This is a genomic window from Streptomyces parvulus (genome assembly GCF_014648855.1).
GTDB classification, from domain to species: domain Bacteria; phylum Actinomycetota; class Actinomycetes; order Streptomycetales; family Streptomycetaceae; genus Streptomyces; species Streptomyces parvulus.
On sequence record NZ_BMRX01000009.1, the window covers coordinates 303,271 to 318,140 of the forward strand.

Genomic DNA, 14,870 nt, shown 5'->3' on the forward strand with positions numbered 1-14,870 from the left:
ACAAGGCGCTGCCCGTGCTCGCCTCATCCGTGGCCACGGCACTCTGCTGCACTGCACCTGCTCACGCCTTCGGCGGCTCCGACACGAGGGGCGAGGCCGAGGGCAAGGAGCTGACGGCTTCGGCCCAGCACACCAGCATCAAGGTCACGCAGGTGAGCGGCCCCACTGGCGGCCAGCGGGGAAGCCTGAACGCGACCGATGTCAACTGGGAGCCCCCGCCGTGCTGGTACGAGCCGGTGTTCACTCCCGAGCAGTTGAAGGACTTCGCGGAGAACGACGGCGGCGGCGACGTCAGCATCCGCCAGGGCTGGTACGGCTCCAAGCTGTGGACCGACCACTTCAAGGACGGCAAGGACGCGCCCAACTACTTCGGCACGCCGTCGACCGCGAAGGGCTACAAGGACTACAACCTCGGCGAGAAGGGCTACTTCTGGCGCGGCGTCGCCCCGAGCCTGTCGGCTCTCGACGACACGTCCCTGTGCAACCGGCTGATGTTCTGGCAGGACGCCGGCCAGATCCCCGACGTGCCGAACGCCCCGACACCGCGGACCCTCGCGGAGTACGCCTACGACAAGGTCGAGGTCCCCGCCACCAAGATCGAGGCGAAGCCGGCTGCCAAGTCCACCGTCAACCTGCCCACCTGGGTCTGGCTGGACAAGGGCACCTTCAAGGACGTCAAGGTCCGCGCCGAACTGCCCAACACCGGCCTGTGGGCGGAAACGACCGCCAAGCCGGTCGCCCTGCACCTGGACCCCGGCACGGAGGACGCCGAGACCTTCCCCGCGTCCGGCGACTGCGAGATCAACGCCGACGGCTCCATCGGCACGCCGTACGCGAAGGGCAAGTCCGACGAGACCCCGCCCTGCGGCATCCGCTACCTGCGCGCCTCGGACGGGCAGCCGTACCAGCTGAAGGCGTCGATCACCTGGGACATCTCCTGGCAGGGCACGGGCGGAGCGGCGGGCGACCTCCCCGACGGCACCTTCGAGACGACACAGGACATGGACGTCCAGGAGATCCAGTCCATCAACCGCTGAAGACGTCCTCGGCCCGCTCGACCGTCAGCGCACGCCGCGCCAGGACTTCGAGCTGGTCGAGGTCATAGCGGTCGAGCTGGGCATCAGGCCCGCCCTTCGCTGAACAGATCCTCCGCGCGAGTGACGTGCACGGCCCGCTGGGACCAGACCTTGAGCTGGTTCAGGTCCGTGCATGTGAGCACACGCTCCCGCACGGCGCCGGGCACGGGGATGCCCCGCCACTCCAGAATCTCCAGCGTGATCTCGGAACGATCCTCGGCCCGCCCCTCCTCGCGGCCCGTCACACGACCCTCAACCCGTCCTTCCTCACGGACCTTCTCGGCCACCGGGTTGTTGAAGAAGTAGCGGATCTCCGACATCAGGTCCCTCCAGAGGTCCTTGGCCCGGGGATCGCCCAGGCACGATTCGATGAGCTGTCCGAACACCGCCGCGCTCTCGCCGTCGACGGTCCGCAGGGCGAAAGCCAACGGTTCCAGTATGGCGGCGGCCCGTGGGCCCCGCCCGTGCGTCATGGCCGACAGCACGGCGAGCGGAACGTCCCTCTCGGCCTCCAGCTACTCGCGATCGCCGGCACGTTGCCCGGACCGATCACCAACGGCCGCACCGTCAGCGAATCCCAGCCGGGCAGCCCGCGCCGGATGGGCCGCGCCGCCCAGCGCGCGGTCGCGCTGCTCTGCGTGATCACGACGAGCACGGGCTCACAGCAGTGTGTCACCCGCCGTTCGACGGGCTCGATCTCCGTGACGTCGGTGTTCAGCACCGCGAAGTCACGCGGTTCGGGGAACGGAACACGCAGGACGTTCTGGAACGCCCGCGTGAGCAGTGCCGGATCCTTCTGGAAGACCCAGTGCAACGCCTCGTGCGACGAGCTGACCATCGGCTCTCCTTCCTGTACTACGCGATCAACGCGCTACGCCGCGACGAGGTCACACCACACGTACTTGCCCCGGTTTCCGTCCCTGGCCAGCGGCTGCCACCCCCACAGGTCGGCGCACGCCCGCACGAGCGCGAGCCCGCGCCCCTCCTCCGCGTCCGCGAGCGCCTCGAAGGCCGTCGGCGGCTCGGGCGGTCCCGGATCGGCGTCCCACGCCCCGATCCGCAGCACGCCGGCCACCCATCGCACACGCAGCGCGGCGGGGCCCGTGGTGTGCCGTACGGCGTTGGAGACCAGCTCGGTGGCGAGCAGTTCGGCGGTGTCCACGAGGCGGATGAGGCCGTGCATGGTGAGGATCAGGCGGAGGGTGCGGCGGCAGACGGTGACGGCACGTAGGTCGTTCGGGATGTACAGGGTGTACTCCCAGGGGGTGGCCGGGTCGACGGGATCGGTTTCGGGCATGGCTGAACTCCGTTTCACAAGAGGGACATTGACCGGTGGCATCGCCGCAGCCGTCACCACCAGGACGGCGCGGTGCACTTCCAACCGTGGACAGCACAGCGTGTGCGTCACATCACTGAAGGTAGGGCAAAAATTTTTCCCCGTGCAAGCCATTGCCCTAATCTGACCCCGTAAGCGGTACAGCAATGGGTGAGTTGAGGTCCGGAGGGCACGTGGCGCCAAGGAACCGACCGACGGCGCGTCAGGTACGTCTGGGCACCGAGTTGCGCAGGCTGCGGGAGGCAGCCGGCCTCAAGGCTCGCGAAGTGGCGGGGCTGCTCAGCTCGACCTCAGCACAGATGAGCCAGGTCGAGGCCGGATTCGCCGGCGCGAGCGAAGAGCGCGTGCGCCGACTGGCCGCTCACTACGCCTGCGCGGACGATGCCCTCGTCGAGGCTCTGGTGACGATGGCCACCGGCCGCTCCACCGGCTGGTGGGACGACTTCCGAGGTGTCCTGCCCCCGGTCTTCCTGGACGTCGCCGAGCTGGAACACCACGCGACCTTCCTGCACGAGGTCGTGATCACGCACGTACCCGGCCTCCTACAGACCCCGGATTACGCCCGCGCCGTCTTCGGATACATGGTTCCGGAGCTGCCAAACAGCGAGCTGACGCCCCGAGTCGAACACCGCATGAGACGCCGTGCCGTGATCGACCGCGACCCGCCCGTTCCCTACGAGACCATCGTCCACGAGGCCGCACTGCGCATCCGCGTGGGCGACCGCGCGGTGTCCCGCGCCCAGCTCCGAAGGGTCCTGGACGAGTCGGAGAACGAGCACATCACCGTGCGCGTGGTCCCCTTCGACACCGACCACTTCGCGGGTGCCGGCGCGGCCATGATGCATGTGGGCGGTCCACTCCCCATCCTGGACACCGTCCTTCGCGACTCCCCCAGCGGCACGGCGTTCCTCGACGCCCAATCCCAACTTGAGCGCTTCCGAACGCTCTTTCGTAAAGTGGGTGAAGCGGCACTCGACCCCATCCGAACACGGGACTTCATCCACAAGCTGGCGAGGGAACTGTGAGGCACCGCACGTGACCGGACCCATCAACTGGCGGAAGTCCTCGTACTCCGAGGGCGGCGACGGCAACACCTGCGTGGAGATCGCCCCACTGCGCAGCCGCGTGGCGATACGCGACTCCAAGAACCCCACCCACGGCACCCTGACCGTCCCGCTCGCCTCCTTCACCGCACTCGTGCGGAGCCTCAAGACGCCGGCCACCTGAGCCCCGGGAACACGTGCGCTAAGTTCATACGCGCGTTCTGAACGCAACGCATCGCACGTGTACGGGGGAGAACACGGTGTCGCACAGGCCCACGGACTGGCACGTACTCGACCTGGAGAGCGACCCGACGCCGGGCGACCCGCAACGCATACGCAAACTCGCCGGCACCCTGCACGGCTTCGCCGACGACGTGGGCGACGTACTGCGTGATCTCAAGGGCATCGCCAAGGAGGAGGAGATCCTCTCCTGGGCGGGCAAGACCGCGGCCGTGTTTGCGGAGGAGTTCGGGGACGCGCCGAAGAAGCTGCGCAAGCTGAAGAAGTCGTACAACCTGGCGGGCGACGCGCTGACGACGTTCTGGCCCGACCTCCAGGACGCCCAGGACAAGGCCGACAAGGCGCTGCGCGACGGCCGCAAGGCACGTGAGGAACTGACCACCGCCCAGACCGCGCTGACCGGCGCCGACGACTGGGTCCGCAGGGCGACGGAGAAAACTGACTCGTACGACCCCGCCAAGAACGGCGGCAAGGACGTCCCCAAGCCCGACGAGGCCGACGTCCGCCGCGCGACCCGCGACGCCCAGCACGCGAAGGCCCGCCAAGCGGCGGCGGAGCGGAACGTCGAGAGCGCGCAGACCGCGCTGGACGCGGCCAAGAAGCTCGCCGGCCAGGCCAAGGGCCTGCGCGAGGAGGCCGCCCGGCGGACCGTGACCAAACTCCAGGAAGCCTCCGACGCCGGAATTCCGAACCGGCACTGGTGGGAGGAGATCGGCGACTGGGTCACCGACAACTGGGACGAGATCGTCACCATATGCAAGTGGGTCGTCACGATCGTCGGCATCATCGTGATGATCGTCGGCGGCCCGCTGGGGTGGCTGGTCTTCGCGGCGGCGCTCGTCGTGATGGCGGACACGATACGAAAAGTCATCAAGGGCGAGGCCGGTTGGGGTGATCTCCTATGGGCGGCCCTGGACTGCATACCTGCCACGAAGGGCTTCACCAGCCTCGCCAAGCTCGGCAAGCTCTGGAAGGCGGGCGGTCTCAAGGCACTCGGCGCCGGATTCATGGGCGGGATCGGCGGCGGCCTAAAGAATTTGGCGGCCGGGGTAAGGAGCGGTGGCTCCGGGCTCAAGAATCTCTTTTTCCGCACCATGGGGAAGGGGCACCCGGAGCGAACCGGGTCGAAAATCCCTGCTCCACCCAAGCATCTGGGCGACGATGCACTGGCTTCAGGAATGCCCATTTACCATGGCGACGACATACTTGCCATTGGGTACGACAGCTCAACACTTCGGAACTTCCAGGTAGCAGAACGCCTGCCAGGGCACCGTGACGCCGTGATCCACGGACTTCGCGACGGCACCTTCCTCGCCGGCGCCGACAATCTTTCCGGATACCGGGCAGCGGGTGAAACCGTCAACCCGCACCAAGTAGCTGACGCGATTCGTCGTTCGCCCGGCTACGAGGGAGGACCCGTACGTTTGCTATCTTGTCACAGTGGCGCAATACCCCCCACTGGAATTGCGCCTGCCCAGGAGATGGCGAACATCCTCGGAACCACCGTGAAAGCTCCCACGAACGCCGTGGGCGTGCCACCCATCGGTGACGGTCCGTTCAAGCCCGCCATCATGGACAACGGAAACTGGCGAACCTTCCTGCCCCTTCTGTGACTTCCCAAGAGCAAGGAAAGACAATGATCAGAACTGTCGGCTTCTTCCGAGAGCAGGCCTCCAGTTGGGGAATCGAGAGGGAGCAATCGATTCATGACCTGGTTCGCGCGACCGGCGAGGCGGATGAGGAAGCCATCGTCCAATACCTGGTCAGCGGTGCGGATATCTTCAGTGAGATGGGCGCAGAACTGGACGTTCTGTCCACTGACGGATTTCCCATCGCAGGCGGTGCATCCCTGAAGACCGACGGCACCTGGGTATGGCGCCTCGATCTTCCTCACTACGTGGACACGTACCACGTGGCCCTGCCGGAGGATTTCCTCAAGACGATCAGGGCACGCGCGTACGTCGTACCGCAGCTCGATGACGAAGCCCTGTTCGCCGTCCTGGAAGAGGTGACAGGAATTGACTACCGACGGAAGTAGCAGGCAACCGGCGTACACGGCGGGCCTTTCACTCTCGGTACCCGAGTCGTGGTGGGAGTTCGACATTCGGCCCGAAGGCCGGGGCTCCACCATCCGCTCCTTGGTCGAGGAGCGGATCCGCGCGAACCCTGAGATCGCACCGTATCGCGACGACATGACGGCCATGCTTCGCAAGATGGCCAAGGACGCGCACGATTCGGGCGCGGTCTACCTGGGCTGCATGGCCGAGAACTTCGACGGCGTCCCGCTCTCCGCGACCGTCACCGTGTCCATCCTCGGTGCGAAGAACCAGCAGGGTGTGGCCCTCTCCACCGACCCCCGCGCCATCGCCGAAAGCCTGCGGACCATCACCCCCCGCCGCGAGGGCGATGCCTGGCGGAAGGTGACGACCGTCGACATTCCGGATGTCGGGCCGGCCGCCCGGACCTACGGTGTGGAGGACGTGCCCGTCGCGCAGGGCGACAGCCGTACCCTGCGTATGGTGCTGACCCAGACGTACATCCCGGTGCCGGGAACCACCGACCAGGTCGTGCTCGTCTCCGGGGCCAGCCCGGTGCTGGATCTCGCGGAGGCGTTCCACGACGTCTTCGACGCCGTGACCGGCACGTTCCGGTTCGTCTGACCCGACCGCAGAGAGGACTTCGCGCATGGCCAAGAGCGACCTCGCGATCCCGCTGACCGAGCTGGAGGACTACGGGCGCCAGTTGCGGTCACTCAAGACCCGACTGAACCACACGAAGAAGCTCTTCGAGTCGTACAAGGACGACATCGGCGACGGCAGCGTCAACGACGCCCTCGGCGACTTCGAGTCCAACTGGGAGGACGGCCGCGAGGACATCACCCAGCAGCTCGACGCGCTCGGCGACATGTCGGACGCCGTGGTCCGCGAGTTCAAGAAGCTCGACGACGAGCTGACCAAGCAGGTCAACAAGGCCGTGAAGACGGAGGACAAGCGGGGCGGGAAGGGCGGCAGCAAGTAGGGCGTCCCTGGCCTCACAGGTGGAGGGTGTGGGCGATGGCGTCCACGACGGCCTCCAGCGGTTCGTCCAGCACCGGTTCCGTCCAGGAGGCGAGCAGAGTGACGGCGGCGTCCGTCGTCGGCGGGCGGACGCCGTAGAAGAGCGTGCGGACCACGGGACGCGGGCCGAGGAGGCGCTTCTTCTCCTCGATCAGGTTCTGCCGGATGCGGACCGCGTCGCCGAGCGGCAGTCGGAGTTCGCGGACGTCCGGCTCGCCGAAGTCGCGCGCCGACATGTGCTCCGTGAGCAACCCGAGGGTGACCTCGGGGAAGGTGCCGTCCGGATGGATCGCGTCGAGTTCGAGAACGGCCGCGACGGTGTGATGGCCGCTGATGTACCAGCCGAACGCGCCAAGCGGCTCACGCGTACGGCTGTCCGCCGCGGCACGCCTCAGGTCGCGGGCCAGAAGCCGGGTGCTGCCCTTCTCCCCGTCGCGCTCGTACCGTTCGGCGAGGTCGGCCGCTTGGTGCTTCGCCCAGTAGTCGAGCTCCAGCGTCCCGGCGACAGGGAACGGCACCCAGTCCTCCGAGCACTCCAGGCCCAGGTTCGAGAGGTCGTCGGTGGTCACGGCGGCGGTCACTCCGTCCAGGTCAGCGAGCCCGCGATCGCGTCGAAGAGGCCGGCCATGGCGTCGGCGATCGGTTCCAGAGGGGTGGAGAAGGTGAGCAGGAGGAACGCGGCCGTACCAGGCACGGGCACGTGATACTCGACGGACACGGAGACGGGAGCGGATGGCGTCTCGGCGCTCATGTCATCGTCCGCAGAGGGCTGCTCCGTGCGTCTGCGCACGCGTACGGCGGCGCCGGCGGCCAGTTCCTCGACGCTCACCTCCGGCGCCTCTCCGGGCTCGGCTTCCGCTGCCAGGGCTCGGGCCAGGTCCTGTGGCGAGAGTGGCTCGGCATGGCGCAGCGGTGCCAGCGTGACCAGCAGCGAGGCGGGCACGGTGAAGGGACCCGCCTCCTGGAGACTGAGGTAGAGCTCGATGCCCCCGCTGCGGTAGGCCTTGGCGGCGCGGCGCCGCAGGTCCGCGCGCAACTCCTCCTTGAGATGCGGGGCGTTGTCGATGCCGTTGAACTGGCGCTCCACCAGCGCGTCGACCGAGCTGTTCCGCATGTCGGGGGTCAGCAGGATCCGGAACCAGCCGTCGGGCAGCAGCAGACGGTAGTCGGCGGGGGCCGTGTCGTTCTCGGTGGGCGTCATCCGGAAACCTCCCTGGATGTCTGTGGCGACGACTCGAGTGGCCGAAGCGGCCTGTCGAGCCGGAGACGGCTGACCAGTTGGTGGACGGCGTACGGTGCGACCTGGAGGATCAGGCCGAGGACCCCCATGAGCACCGCGGTCAGTGACGCCTCGGGGTGCTCATCGGAGATCCCCAGTCCCTGCACCATGGAGAAGGCCGACGCGAAGGCCATGACGGCCGTCGACGAGACGCCGGCGATGGTGCCGGGGAAGCGCGATTCGCGGCGGGCCGCACGGGGCGACTCCGGGAGTATCCGCGGGCCCAGGACAGGGCCTTTGGGCCAGTGCGTCTTCGGGCCCAGGCGGCGTTCGGACACCGTCAGCCCGGCGGCGCGGCGCAGCCGGGACCAGCCCTCGGCGCCCGACTCGCCGGCGAACCAGAGGTCCCATGGGAGCACGGCCCGCACCTGTTCCCCCGGGCCCCGCACCTCCACCCCGAGCGGGGTGCCGGTGTGGGCGTTCACCCGGGCCAGGCTTCGCACGGCGTGCGGCCCGGTCAGCGGGAACCAGTACTCCTGCCCGCCCAGGTCCCGCAGGACGAGATCCGCGTCCTGCACGCGCAGTTCCGTGTCCCGGCGGAACCTGACGGTCGCACCGCACCCCGGTGCGGGCGAGGGGGCGACGCGCTCGCGGACGACTGGAGCGTGCCGGTCGCGGCCCAGCCAGGTCCAGGCCCGCAGGACGATCCGGGCGAGCGGGGCAGTGAGCGCGGCGGACGACAGGAGGAGTACGGCCCAGGGCGCAGCGCTGTCGGAGATGACGAGGAACGTGAAGACGGCGAACCAGGTGACCCCGGCGGCGGCGCGGACCGCCCAGTACCAGAAAGGGAAGTCGCCGCCCGGCCCGAGCCGGACGCCGCCACCGTCCGGCGCCACCAGCGGATCGTTTCTGTCCCGGACCACGTGCAGAGGAATGCCGGCCGCCTTGAGCAGCGAGGCCACCCCCGAGCGGCCGAGAAGGTGCTCGCCCTGAACGGATCGCTTGGGCAGCACCGGAGTCTCGGGCAGCCACTGCTCCACGTCGAGCCGGGCGATCGGACCACCGTCCCGGTCCTGCAGTTGCAGCTCTCCCCAGGAGCCGGGGATCGGGGGCCCCATACGCTCCATGTCCGCACCGGGAACGTCCACGAAGACGGCCCGTGCGATACCCGTACCGCCCACCGGAAGGCGCCGGGTGCGGCGACGGGTGCGCAGCACCAGCTCGCCGTCCTCGACGAAGAGCCGGGACACCCGGCAGCGTTCCAGTCCCGGACCGCGCGAGGCGGCCGGGCGGAGCGCGGGCTCGGGGGGCTGCGTCATCCCGTGGCCCCTTCGTACAGGGAAGTGACCGCGCCGTAGGCGCCCTCGGAACCGGCGGCGACACCTGTGGCCGTGGCACCGGCCCACACGTTGGTCTGGCCGGAGAAGTTGTTCAGGGCACTGCTGATCGCCGGCATCTGCGTCGCCGCGGGTGCGATGCCGTCGAGGTCGGCGGCGGCCCTGGCCAGGTCGGGATCGAGGGTGCCCGCAGAACGGGGCGCGGCCATGCCCTGGAGACCTTCGCGCCAGCCCTGCCTGGAGAACGCGTTGCCGATGGACTTCACGCCGTCGACGCTATCGCGGTACAGGGAGACGGGGCTGAACCCCTCCTTCAGGTTGCTCCAGGTGGGCAGCTTCCCCTTGGGCATGGCGGCCATCGCCCGTGCGGCGTCCTTGCCGCGGAGGGCGCCCTGCGCACCCCGGTTGGCGAGGTTCCAGGCCTTGTTGGTCTTCATTCCGGAGGCCACGGCGTTCTTGTAGAGGCTGCTCCGCGCGAGGGCCTTGCTGCCGGCCGCGACGCCCTTGGCTCCGGCCATCGCCGCGCGTCCGAGGCCGAAGGTGGCGACGCCGACGGCGTCCAGGATCACCGACTTCCAGCTGCCCTCACCTCCGAGCGCCAGCACCAGGTCGGTGGCGAGGGCGACGACGCTGGCCAGCAGGGCGACGGCGTTGGCGACGACGGCGATGGCCTGGCCGATGACCGGGATCCAGCCCAGGGCGAGCGCCGCCACGCCTGCCCACAGCGCGATACGGCCCGCCCATTTGGAGATCTGGGTGAGCCAGCCGGCGTTCTCGTGGACCCAGTTCTTGAACTTGTCCGTCCAGCCGTCCTTGAGACCGTCGTTCTCGATGACGTCGTGGATCGCGTCCGCCGCCCGGCTCGCGGCGGCGTCGCGGACCTCCTTGGCGGTGCGCAGCGCCTCCTTGGCCGCGGACAGCGCCGACGAGGCGTTCTCCTGCTGTTCCTTGTACTTCTTGGTGTCGGGATCGTCCTTGGGTACGTCCTCGGGCTGCCCGTCAAGTGACCGCTGCGCGGCGCGGTCGTCCTCGTCGGCGGCCTCGGCGTCGTGCAACGCCTTGTCGGCCATCTGCTGCGCCCGGTGCAGCTCCGAGGCGTACTCCGTGCTGCACACCCCGTCCACGACGCGCGTACCAAGTGCGTCGGCGGCCTCGTCGTACCGCTTGAACGCCTTGCGGAGCTTGTCGCCGGCGCCCTCGGCCGCTCCGCGGAACTCGGTGGCCGCCTTGCCCTTCCAGTTCTCGACGGAGGCCAGTTCCTTGATCTCCCGGGCCTCCTTCTCGATGGCCTCGGCGGTCTTGCGCAGCTGCCGGCCGAGCCGGGCCACCTCCTCGGGATCGCCGGGTACCGGGTCGGAGGCCTCGTCGAGCACCGCCCAGCGGTGGGCTGCGGGACGCGTCAACTGCCCGCCTCCTTCCTGCCGTCCTTCGCCTTCCGGTCCGCGCGGCGCAGGGCCTCCGCCAGCTCGTGGTCGATCTTGTCGTACGCGTCCGCCGCGCCCTTGGTGATCCCGTGGAGCTTCTCCAGCTCGTCCGTCAGCTGTCTGCGGTGGATCTTCCAGTTGCTGCCGAACTTCTCGAAGGCGTCGAGGATCTTCTCCGACCCGATCTCGCCGACGCCGTACCCCTCCGCCGGATTGGCCCGTTCGGCGAACGTCTTCCGGATACGGCTCAGAGCCCGGGCGCTCTCCCGGATCCGGTCGATGTCGGCTTCCTGGTCACCCATGCTCTCCTCCTCCGCGCAACGTCAGCGCCCGCCGTCCCGGGACCGGGGTCACCCCACCTCGTTCTCCGCCACCGCCTGCCCGTGGACCACCACGTCGCCCCCGTAGAACATGCCGGTGAAGACCGGGGAGTACGTGAGCTGGACTTCGACCTCGACCTGGGCCGCGTCGGCCGTGACGCAGTACGTCGCGGCGATGTCCGCGCCGGTCATGTCCATCTCCGCGGCGAAGGCCTTCACGCGGGCGTCGCAGTTCTCGTAGTTGATGGGGGCGGGGCCGCCGACGTCGTCGTAGAGGGCCTCGCGGTCGATGTCCTGGGCGGCGTAGCGGGCGGCCTGTTCGGCGATGTCCGCGGCGCGTTCGCGCTTCGAGATGGACATGCCGCCGTCGATGACGAAGGCGGAGAGGGAGAGGAAGACCAGGGCGAAGATGATGACCGCGCCGGCGCCCGAGCCGCGGTCGTCCAGGTGGGCGCGCCGGGCGGCGAGCCAGTGGCGCACGGAAGATCTCACGCGGTCCTCCGGTACGGGTCCAGCGGGGAGCTGAAGGTCGCCGACAGGGTGGTCGGGACGTTCAGGCCGATCGAGGCCAGGCCGCGTACCTCGCAGCTCACCTCGACCGTGAAGAGGGTGTCGGGTTCGAAGCCGGGGCTCTTCTGGACGACCGAGACGGGGCCCGAGCAGACGTCCGCGAGGTTGGACTCGGCCGCCTTCTTCGCCTCGGCGATCGCCGTGCCGTGGTCCTTCTGGATCGAGCCCGCGCGAGCGGCGTCCCGGGCCGCGCCGTCGAGGGCGCCGCGGCCGTCGACCAGCTGGCCGAAGGCCACCAGGACCAGGATGAAGAGGATCATCACGGGGGCGAGGATGACCACCTCGATGGTCGACAGCCCTTTGTCGTCGCAGGGGCCTTCGTCGTCGCAGGGGCGGCGGCGGGGCGGCCTCGCCAGGGGAAACGCGTCCATCTAGTTCTCCCCCTCCTGCACGAAGCGCTCCACCGGGCCCACCGACTGCGCGTGCACCGTCAGGTCCAGGCCCGGGAAGACCGTCGGGATGCGGGCCGTGATCTCCACGCCCACCGTGTCCTGTTCCGGCTGGAGCAGCTTCACGTCCGGCGACAGGACCAGCTGCGGACCGAGTTGGCGGATGTAGCTGTCGACCACGTCCTGGGCCTCCCCGCGCCAGCCGCCCGGCTGCGCGTCGGCCGTCGCGCGGGCCTTGCGCGCGCCCGCCTGGGCCGCCGCCTGCGCCACGTGGTCGGCGAAGAAGTACAGCCCGAACTGCACCGTCGCGAAGATCATGAAGAACAGCACCGGCGTGAGCAGCACGAACTCGATCGCGGTCATGCCGGAGTCGTCGCCGCGGGTGGCCGCGGCGTTCCGCGCGGTCTCCACCCTGCGGCGCACCCGTCCGCGTACGCCCCCCAAGGCGCCGCCAAGCACGCCGAGCACGCCGCGTCTGCCGCGCGCGGCACCCGGCATCCCCGTCCCCGTCCGTCCCGTCACATCGTCCCCGTCAGCGCCGTACGTCGGCCGGTCAGCAGGTCTTGCCCGCGTCCGCGCCCTTGATGCAGTCGCCGACCTTGTTGGCGCCGTCGCTGAGCGCGGCGTTGATGATGGCGGCCACCACGCCGACGATCGCGACGACGACCGCGGAGATGATGACCCACTCGACGGCGGACGCGCCGCGGTCCAGTTCGCCGGAGCGGGCGCGGTCCACGCGGGCCCGCAGGAAGGTGATCAGGAAGTCCACGGGCACGATGCCGGTGGTGCCGGTGCGGAGGTTGCGTCCGTTCATGGTGAGTCTGTCCTCTCGTGTCGGTTCTGGGAGCGATGCGGCCCGGAGTGGCCCGCGGCTGGCGTCACTGGCTTCGCCGGCGTCACACCTGGAACACCCGCATCGCCGCGGGGTAGATCAGGAAGACCAGGAACCCGGCGCACAGCAGGAGCTGCGCCACGAGCATCGACTGGGACTTCTCGCCCGCGCTGCCCTCGATCTCGGCCAGTTCGCGGTGGCGCATGGTCTCCGCGCGGGAGGCCAGCGACTCGCGGACCTTGGCTCCGTCGTCCGCCACCAGGGCGAGCGAGGCGGAGAGGTCCTTCAGTTCCTCGACGCCCAGGTCCTCCCCGAGCTGCCCCAGCGCCTGCCACTGGCTGATGCCGGTGATGCGCGCGTCGGCCAGGGCGTTGCGGATGCGGTGGGTCGCCCAGCCGTCCGACACCTCCGCCGCCGCCATCAGCGCCTCCGGCAGACCGCGGCCGCCGGCCAGGCTCATGGAGACCAGGTCCAGGTAGGCGCCGATGACACGCCGCAGGTCACGGCGCTTCTCCTGCGCGTCCCGGCGTACTTCGAGGTCGGGCAGGAAGAAGAAGAGCACCGCGCAGAGCAGAGCCAGCCAGACCGGGATGATCGGGCTGTCGCCGAAGCCGAGCTGCCAGACGATCGCGAACAGGAACGGACCGAAGAACAGACCGCCCGCCGCCAGCAGCGCCTTCGTCGCCAGGAACTTCTCCCAGCTGCGGTCGAGCACCGCCAGGTCCGCGCGCAGTGAGCGCTGCTCCCAGCCCTGCTGGAGATACAACTCGGCGACGCGCGCGCCCACCTGGGCCCGCAACGAGCCGAAGCGGCTGGTGTCCTGCGCCGTCCGCGACGCCCCGTACGCCGCCCCGCGCGCCCGCATCGCGTCGATCCGGGCGACCTGCTGGATCGGGCTGCGCCTGCTCGGCATCAGCGCGCGGACCAGGGCGTAGACGCCCAGTCCGATGACGGCGCCGACCAGGACCGGCATGGTCAGGTTCATCGTCGTACCCCCTCGTCACCAGACGCCTGCGACGGCTGCGCCGGTTGCGGCAGTCGCTGCGCGGGCTGACCCGGGTGGCCCTGCGGACCCGGCTGACCCGGGGTGCGGGGACGTACGAACTGCACATCCGAACCGTCCCGGACCAGGAAGCGCTCCGGTGTCTCGATGGTCGACAGCTTGCGCAGCCACCAGAAGCCCAGCGCGAACAGGCCGCACACGCAGGCCAGCACGAGCTGACCGACGGGCGATCCGTACGGCTCGACGAAGTCGCGGTTGAAGACGGACAGGCCGAGCACGAACAGCACCGACACCGCGACGACGATCTGCACCGAACGGCGGGTCGAGGCGCGCTGCGCCATCACGCGCTGGCGCATGTCGACCTCCTCGCGCGCGGACTTGGCGAGCGCGCCGAGGACCTGCCGCAGACCGGGGCCGCGCAGGCGGGCGTTGAGGATCAGCGCGGCGACGATGATGTCGGCGGAGGCGTCGTCGATCTCGTCGGCCAGGTGCTGGAGCGCGTCGGGCAGCGGGGTGCGCGAGCGCAGCCGGTCGACCAGGGCGTCCAGGTGGGGCCGGAGTACGGGGGCCGCGGCGCGGGCGGAGGCCGGGATGGCCTGCTCCAGGCCGACGGCGCCCGCGATGGTGTCGCGCAGCGACTCGGTCCAGGAGGCGAGGGCCTCCACCCGCTTCATGGCGGCGCGTTCCTCGGCGGCGCCGCCGAAGAGGCGGTCCCAGAAGAAGACGAGGACGCCGGCCGCGATGCCCAGCACCGCCCAGCGGGTGAGGAGCAGGACGACGAGGCCGACGATGGCGGCGGCCGAGCCGCGCCGGCCCGCCCAGCGGATCAGCTCGTTGACCCGCTCACTGGCCTGCCGCTTCTCGTGTTCGGGCTTGGCGGGCAGTCCGCGTACGGCGACCAGGAACAGGGCGAGGCCGCCGCCGACGGCGACTCCGCAGCCGAGCGCGTACAGGACCGTGGTCGAGAACAGGCCGCCCATGGAGCCGAGGGAGTCGAGGGCCGCGAGGGTGTTCATCTCCATCTC

19 protein-coding genes and 1 pseudogene are annotated in these 14,870 nt (G+C 69.6%); 7 read left to right on the plus strand and 13 right to left on the minus strand.

Annotation, left to right across the window (positions count from 1 at the left end):
- The first annotated feature begins 14 nt into the window (after positions 1-14).
- Positions 15-1,037, plus strand: coding sequence for a hypothetical protein (locus tag IE108_RS19655; RefSeq protein WP_107420245.1), 1,023 nt, complete (start codon positions 15-17; stop codon positions 1,035-1,037).
- Between the two features lie 83 nt (positions 1,038-1,120).
- Here IE108_RS19655 and IE108_RS19660 read toward each other — a convergent pair.
- Both IE108_RS19660 and IE108_RS19665 read right to left on the minus strand, forming a co-directional pair.
- Positions 1,121-1,914 (minus strand): annotated as a pseudogene (locus IE108_RS19660) (hypothetical protein).
- A gap of 33 nt (positions 1,915-1,947) precedes the next feature.
- Positions 1,948-2,373: an ATP-binding protein gene (locus tag IE108_RS19665; RefSeq protein WP_064729251.1), complete on the minus strand. Its 426-nt coding sequence runs from the start codon at positions 2,371-2,373 to the stop codon at positions 1,948-1,950.
- Positions 2,374-2,585: 212 nt separating this feature from the next.
- On the opposite strand from IE108_RS19665, the gene IE108_RS19670 reads away from it, so the two are divergent.
- The 6 genes from IE108_RS19670 (at position 2,586) to IE108_RS19695 (ending at position 6,713) form a co-directional block, all read left to right on the plus strand.
- Positions 2,586-3,437, plus strand: a complete 852-nt coding sequence (locus tag IE108_RS19670; RefSeq protein WP_064729250.1) for a helix-turn-helix domain-containing protein — start codon at positions 2,586-2,588, stop codon at positions 3,435-3,437.
- 10 nt (positions 3,438-3,447) lie between these two features.
- On the plus strand, positions 3,448-3,639 hold the full coding sequence (locus IE108_RS19675; RefSeq protein ID WP_064729249.1) for a DUF397 domain-containing protein: 192 nt from the start codon (positions 3,448-3,450) through the stop codon (positions 3,637-3,639).
- Between the two features lie 76 nt (positions 3,640-3,715).
- Positions 3,716-5,308: a DUF8616 domain-containing protein gene (locus tag IE108_RS19680; RefSeq protein ID WP_064729248.1), complete on the plus strand. Its 1,593-nt coding sequence runs from the start codon at positions 3,716-3,718 to the stop codon at positions 5,306-5,308.
- Between the two features lie 23 nt (positions 5,309-5,331).
- The gene (locus IE108_RS19685) at positions 5,332-5,733 is read left to right on the plus strand and encodes a hypothetical protein (protein WP_064729247.1); all 402 of its coding nucleotides are present in this window, start codon (positions 5,332-5,334) and stop codon (positions 5,731-5,733) included.
- A gap of 100 nt (positions 5,734-5,833) precedes the next feature.
- Positions 5,834-6,355: a hypothetical protein gene (locus IE108_RS19690; protein WP_229852165.1), complete on the plus strand. Its 522-nt coding sequence runs from the start codon at positions 5,834-5,836 to the stop codon at positions 6,353-6,355.
- A gap of 25 nt (positions 6,356-6,380) precedes the next feature.
- On the plus strand, positions 6,381-6,713 hold the full coding sequence (locus tag IE108_RS19695; protein WP_064729245.1) for a hypothetical protein: 333 nt from the start codon (positions 6,381-6,383) through the stop codon (positions 6,711-6,713).
- A 13-nt stretch (positions 6,714-6,726) separates the two neighbouring features.
- Here the strand turns inward: IE108_RS19695 and IE108_RS19700 are convergent, their stop codons facing one another.
- The 11 genes from IE108_RS19700 to IE108_RS19750 all read right to left on the minus strand — a co-directional run bounded on the left by IE108_RS19700 (position 6,727) and on the right by IE108_RS19750 (position 14,825).
- Positions 6,727-7,320: a hypothetical protein gene (locus tag IE108_RS19700; protein ID WP_079163846.1), complete on the minus strand. Its 594-nt coding sequence runs from the start codon at positions 7,318-7,320 to the stop codon at positions 6,727-6,729.
- 8 nt (positions 7,321-7,328) lie between these two features.
- The gene (locus IE108_RS19705; protein WP_064729243.1) at positions 7,329-7,952 is read right to left on the minus strand and encodes a hypothetical protein; all 624 of its coding nucleotides are present in this window, start codon (positions 7,950-7,952) and stop codon (positions 7,329-7,331) included.
- Positions 7,949-9,289 carry a hypothetical protein gene (locus IE108_RS19710; protein ID WP_064729242.1) on the minus strand — a complete coding sequence of 447 codons (1,341 nt, stop codon included), beginning with the start codon at positions 9,287-9,289 and terminating at the stop codon, positions 7,949-7,951. The genes IE108_RS19705 and IE108_RS19710 overlap by 4 nt, the downstream gene beginning before the upstream one ends.
- A complete protein-coding gene (locus IE108_RS19715; protein ID WP_064729241.1) occupies positions 9,286-10,710 on the minus strand; it encodes a putative T7SS-secreted protein in 1,425 nt (474 codons plus the stop codon). Before IE108_RS19715 ends, IE108_RS19710 begins: the two co-directional genes overlap by 4 nt.
- Positions 10,707-11,033, minus strand: coding sequence for a hypothetical protein (locus tag IE108_RS19720; RefSeq protein WP_064729240.1), 327 nt, complete (start codon positions 11,031-11,033; stop codon positions 10,707-10,709). Before IE108_RS19720 ends, IE108_RS19715 begins: the two co-directional genes overlap by 4 nt.
- A 48-nt stretch (positions 11,034-11,081) precedes the next feature.
- A complete protein-coding gene (locus tag IE108_RS19725; RefSeq protein ID WP_064729239.1) occupies positions 11,082-11,543 on the minus strand; it encodes a TadE/TadG family type IV pilus assembly protein in 462 nt (153 codons plus the stop codon).
- A complete protein-coding gene (locus tag IE108_RS19730; RefSeq protein ID WP_079163621.1) occupies positions 11,540-11,992 on the minus strand; it encodes a TadE/TadG family type IV pilus assembly protein in 453 nt (150 codons plus the stop codon). The genes IE108_RS19725 and IE108_RS19730 overlap by 4 nt, the downstream gene beginning before the upstream one ends.
- The gene (locus tag IE108_RS19735; protein ID WP_189397708.1) at positions 11,993-12,421 is read right to left on the minus strand and encodes a TadE/TadG family type IV pilus assembly protein; all 429 of its coding nucleotides are present in this window, start codon (positions 12,419-12,421) and stop codon (positions 11,993-11,995) included.
- Between the two features lie 142 nt (positions 12,422-12,563).
- Positions 12,564-12,824, minus strand: a complete 261-nt coding sequence (locus IE108_RS19740) for a hypothetical protein (protein WP_030145342.1) — start codon at positions 12,822-12,824, stop codon at positions 12,564-12,566.
- Between the two features lie 82 nt (positions 12,825-12,906).
- Entirely contained in the window at positions 12,907-13,827 is a 921-nt protein-coding gene (locus tag IE108_RS19745) for a type II secretion system F family protein (RefSeq protein ID WP_064729238.1), read from the minus strand.
- On the minus strand, positions 13,824-14,825 hold the full coding sequence (locus tag IE108_RS19750; RefSeq protein ID WP_079163845.1) for a type II secretion system F family protein: 1,002 nt from the start codon (positions 14,823-14,825) through the stop codon (positions 13,824-13,826). Before IE108_RS19750 ends, IE108_RS19745 begins: the two co-directional genes overlap by 4 nt.
- Positions 14,826-14,870 lie beyond the last annotated feature (45 nt).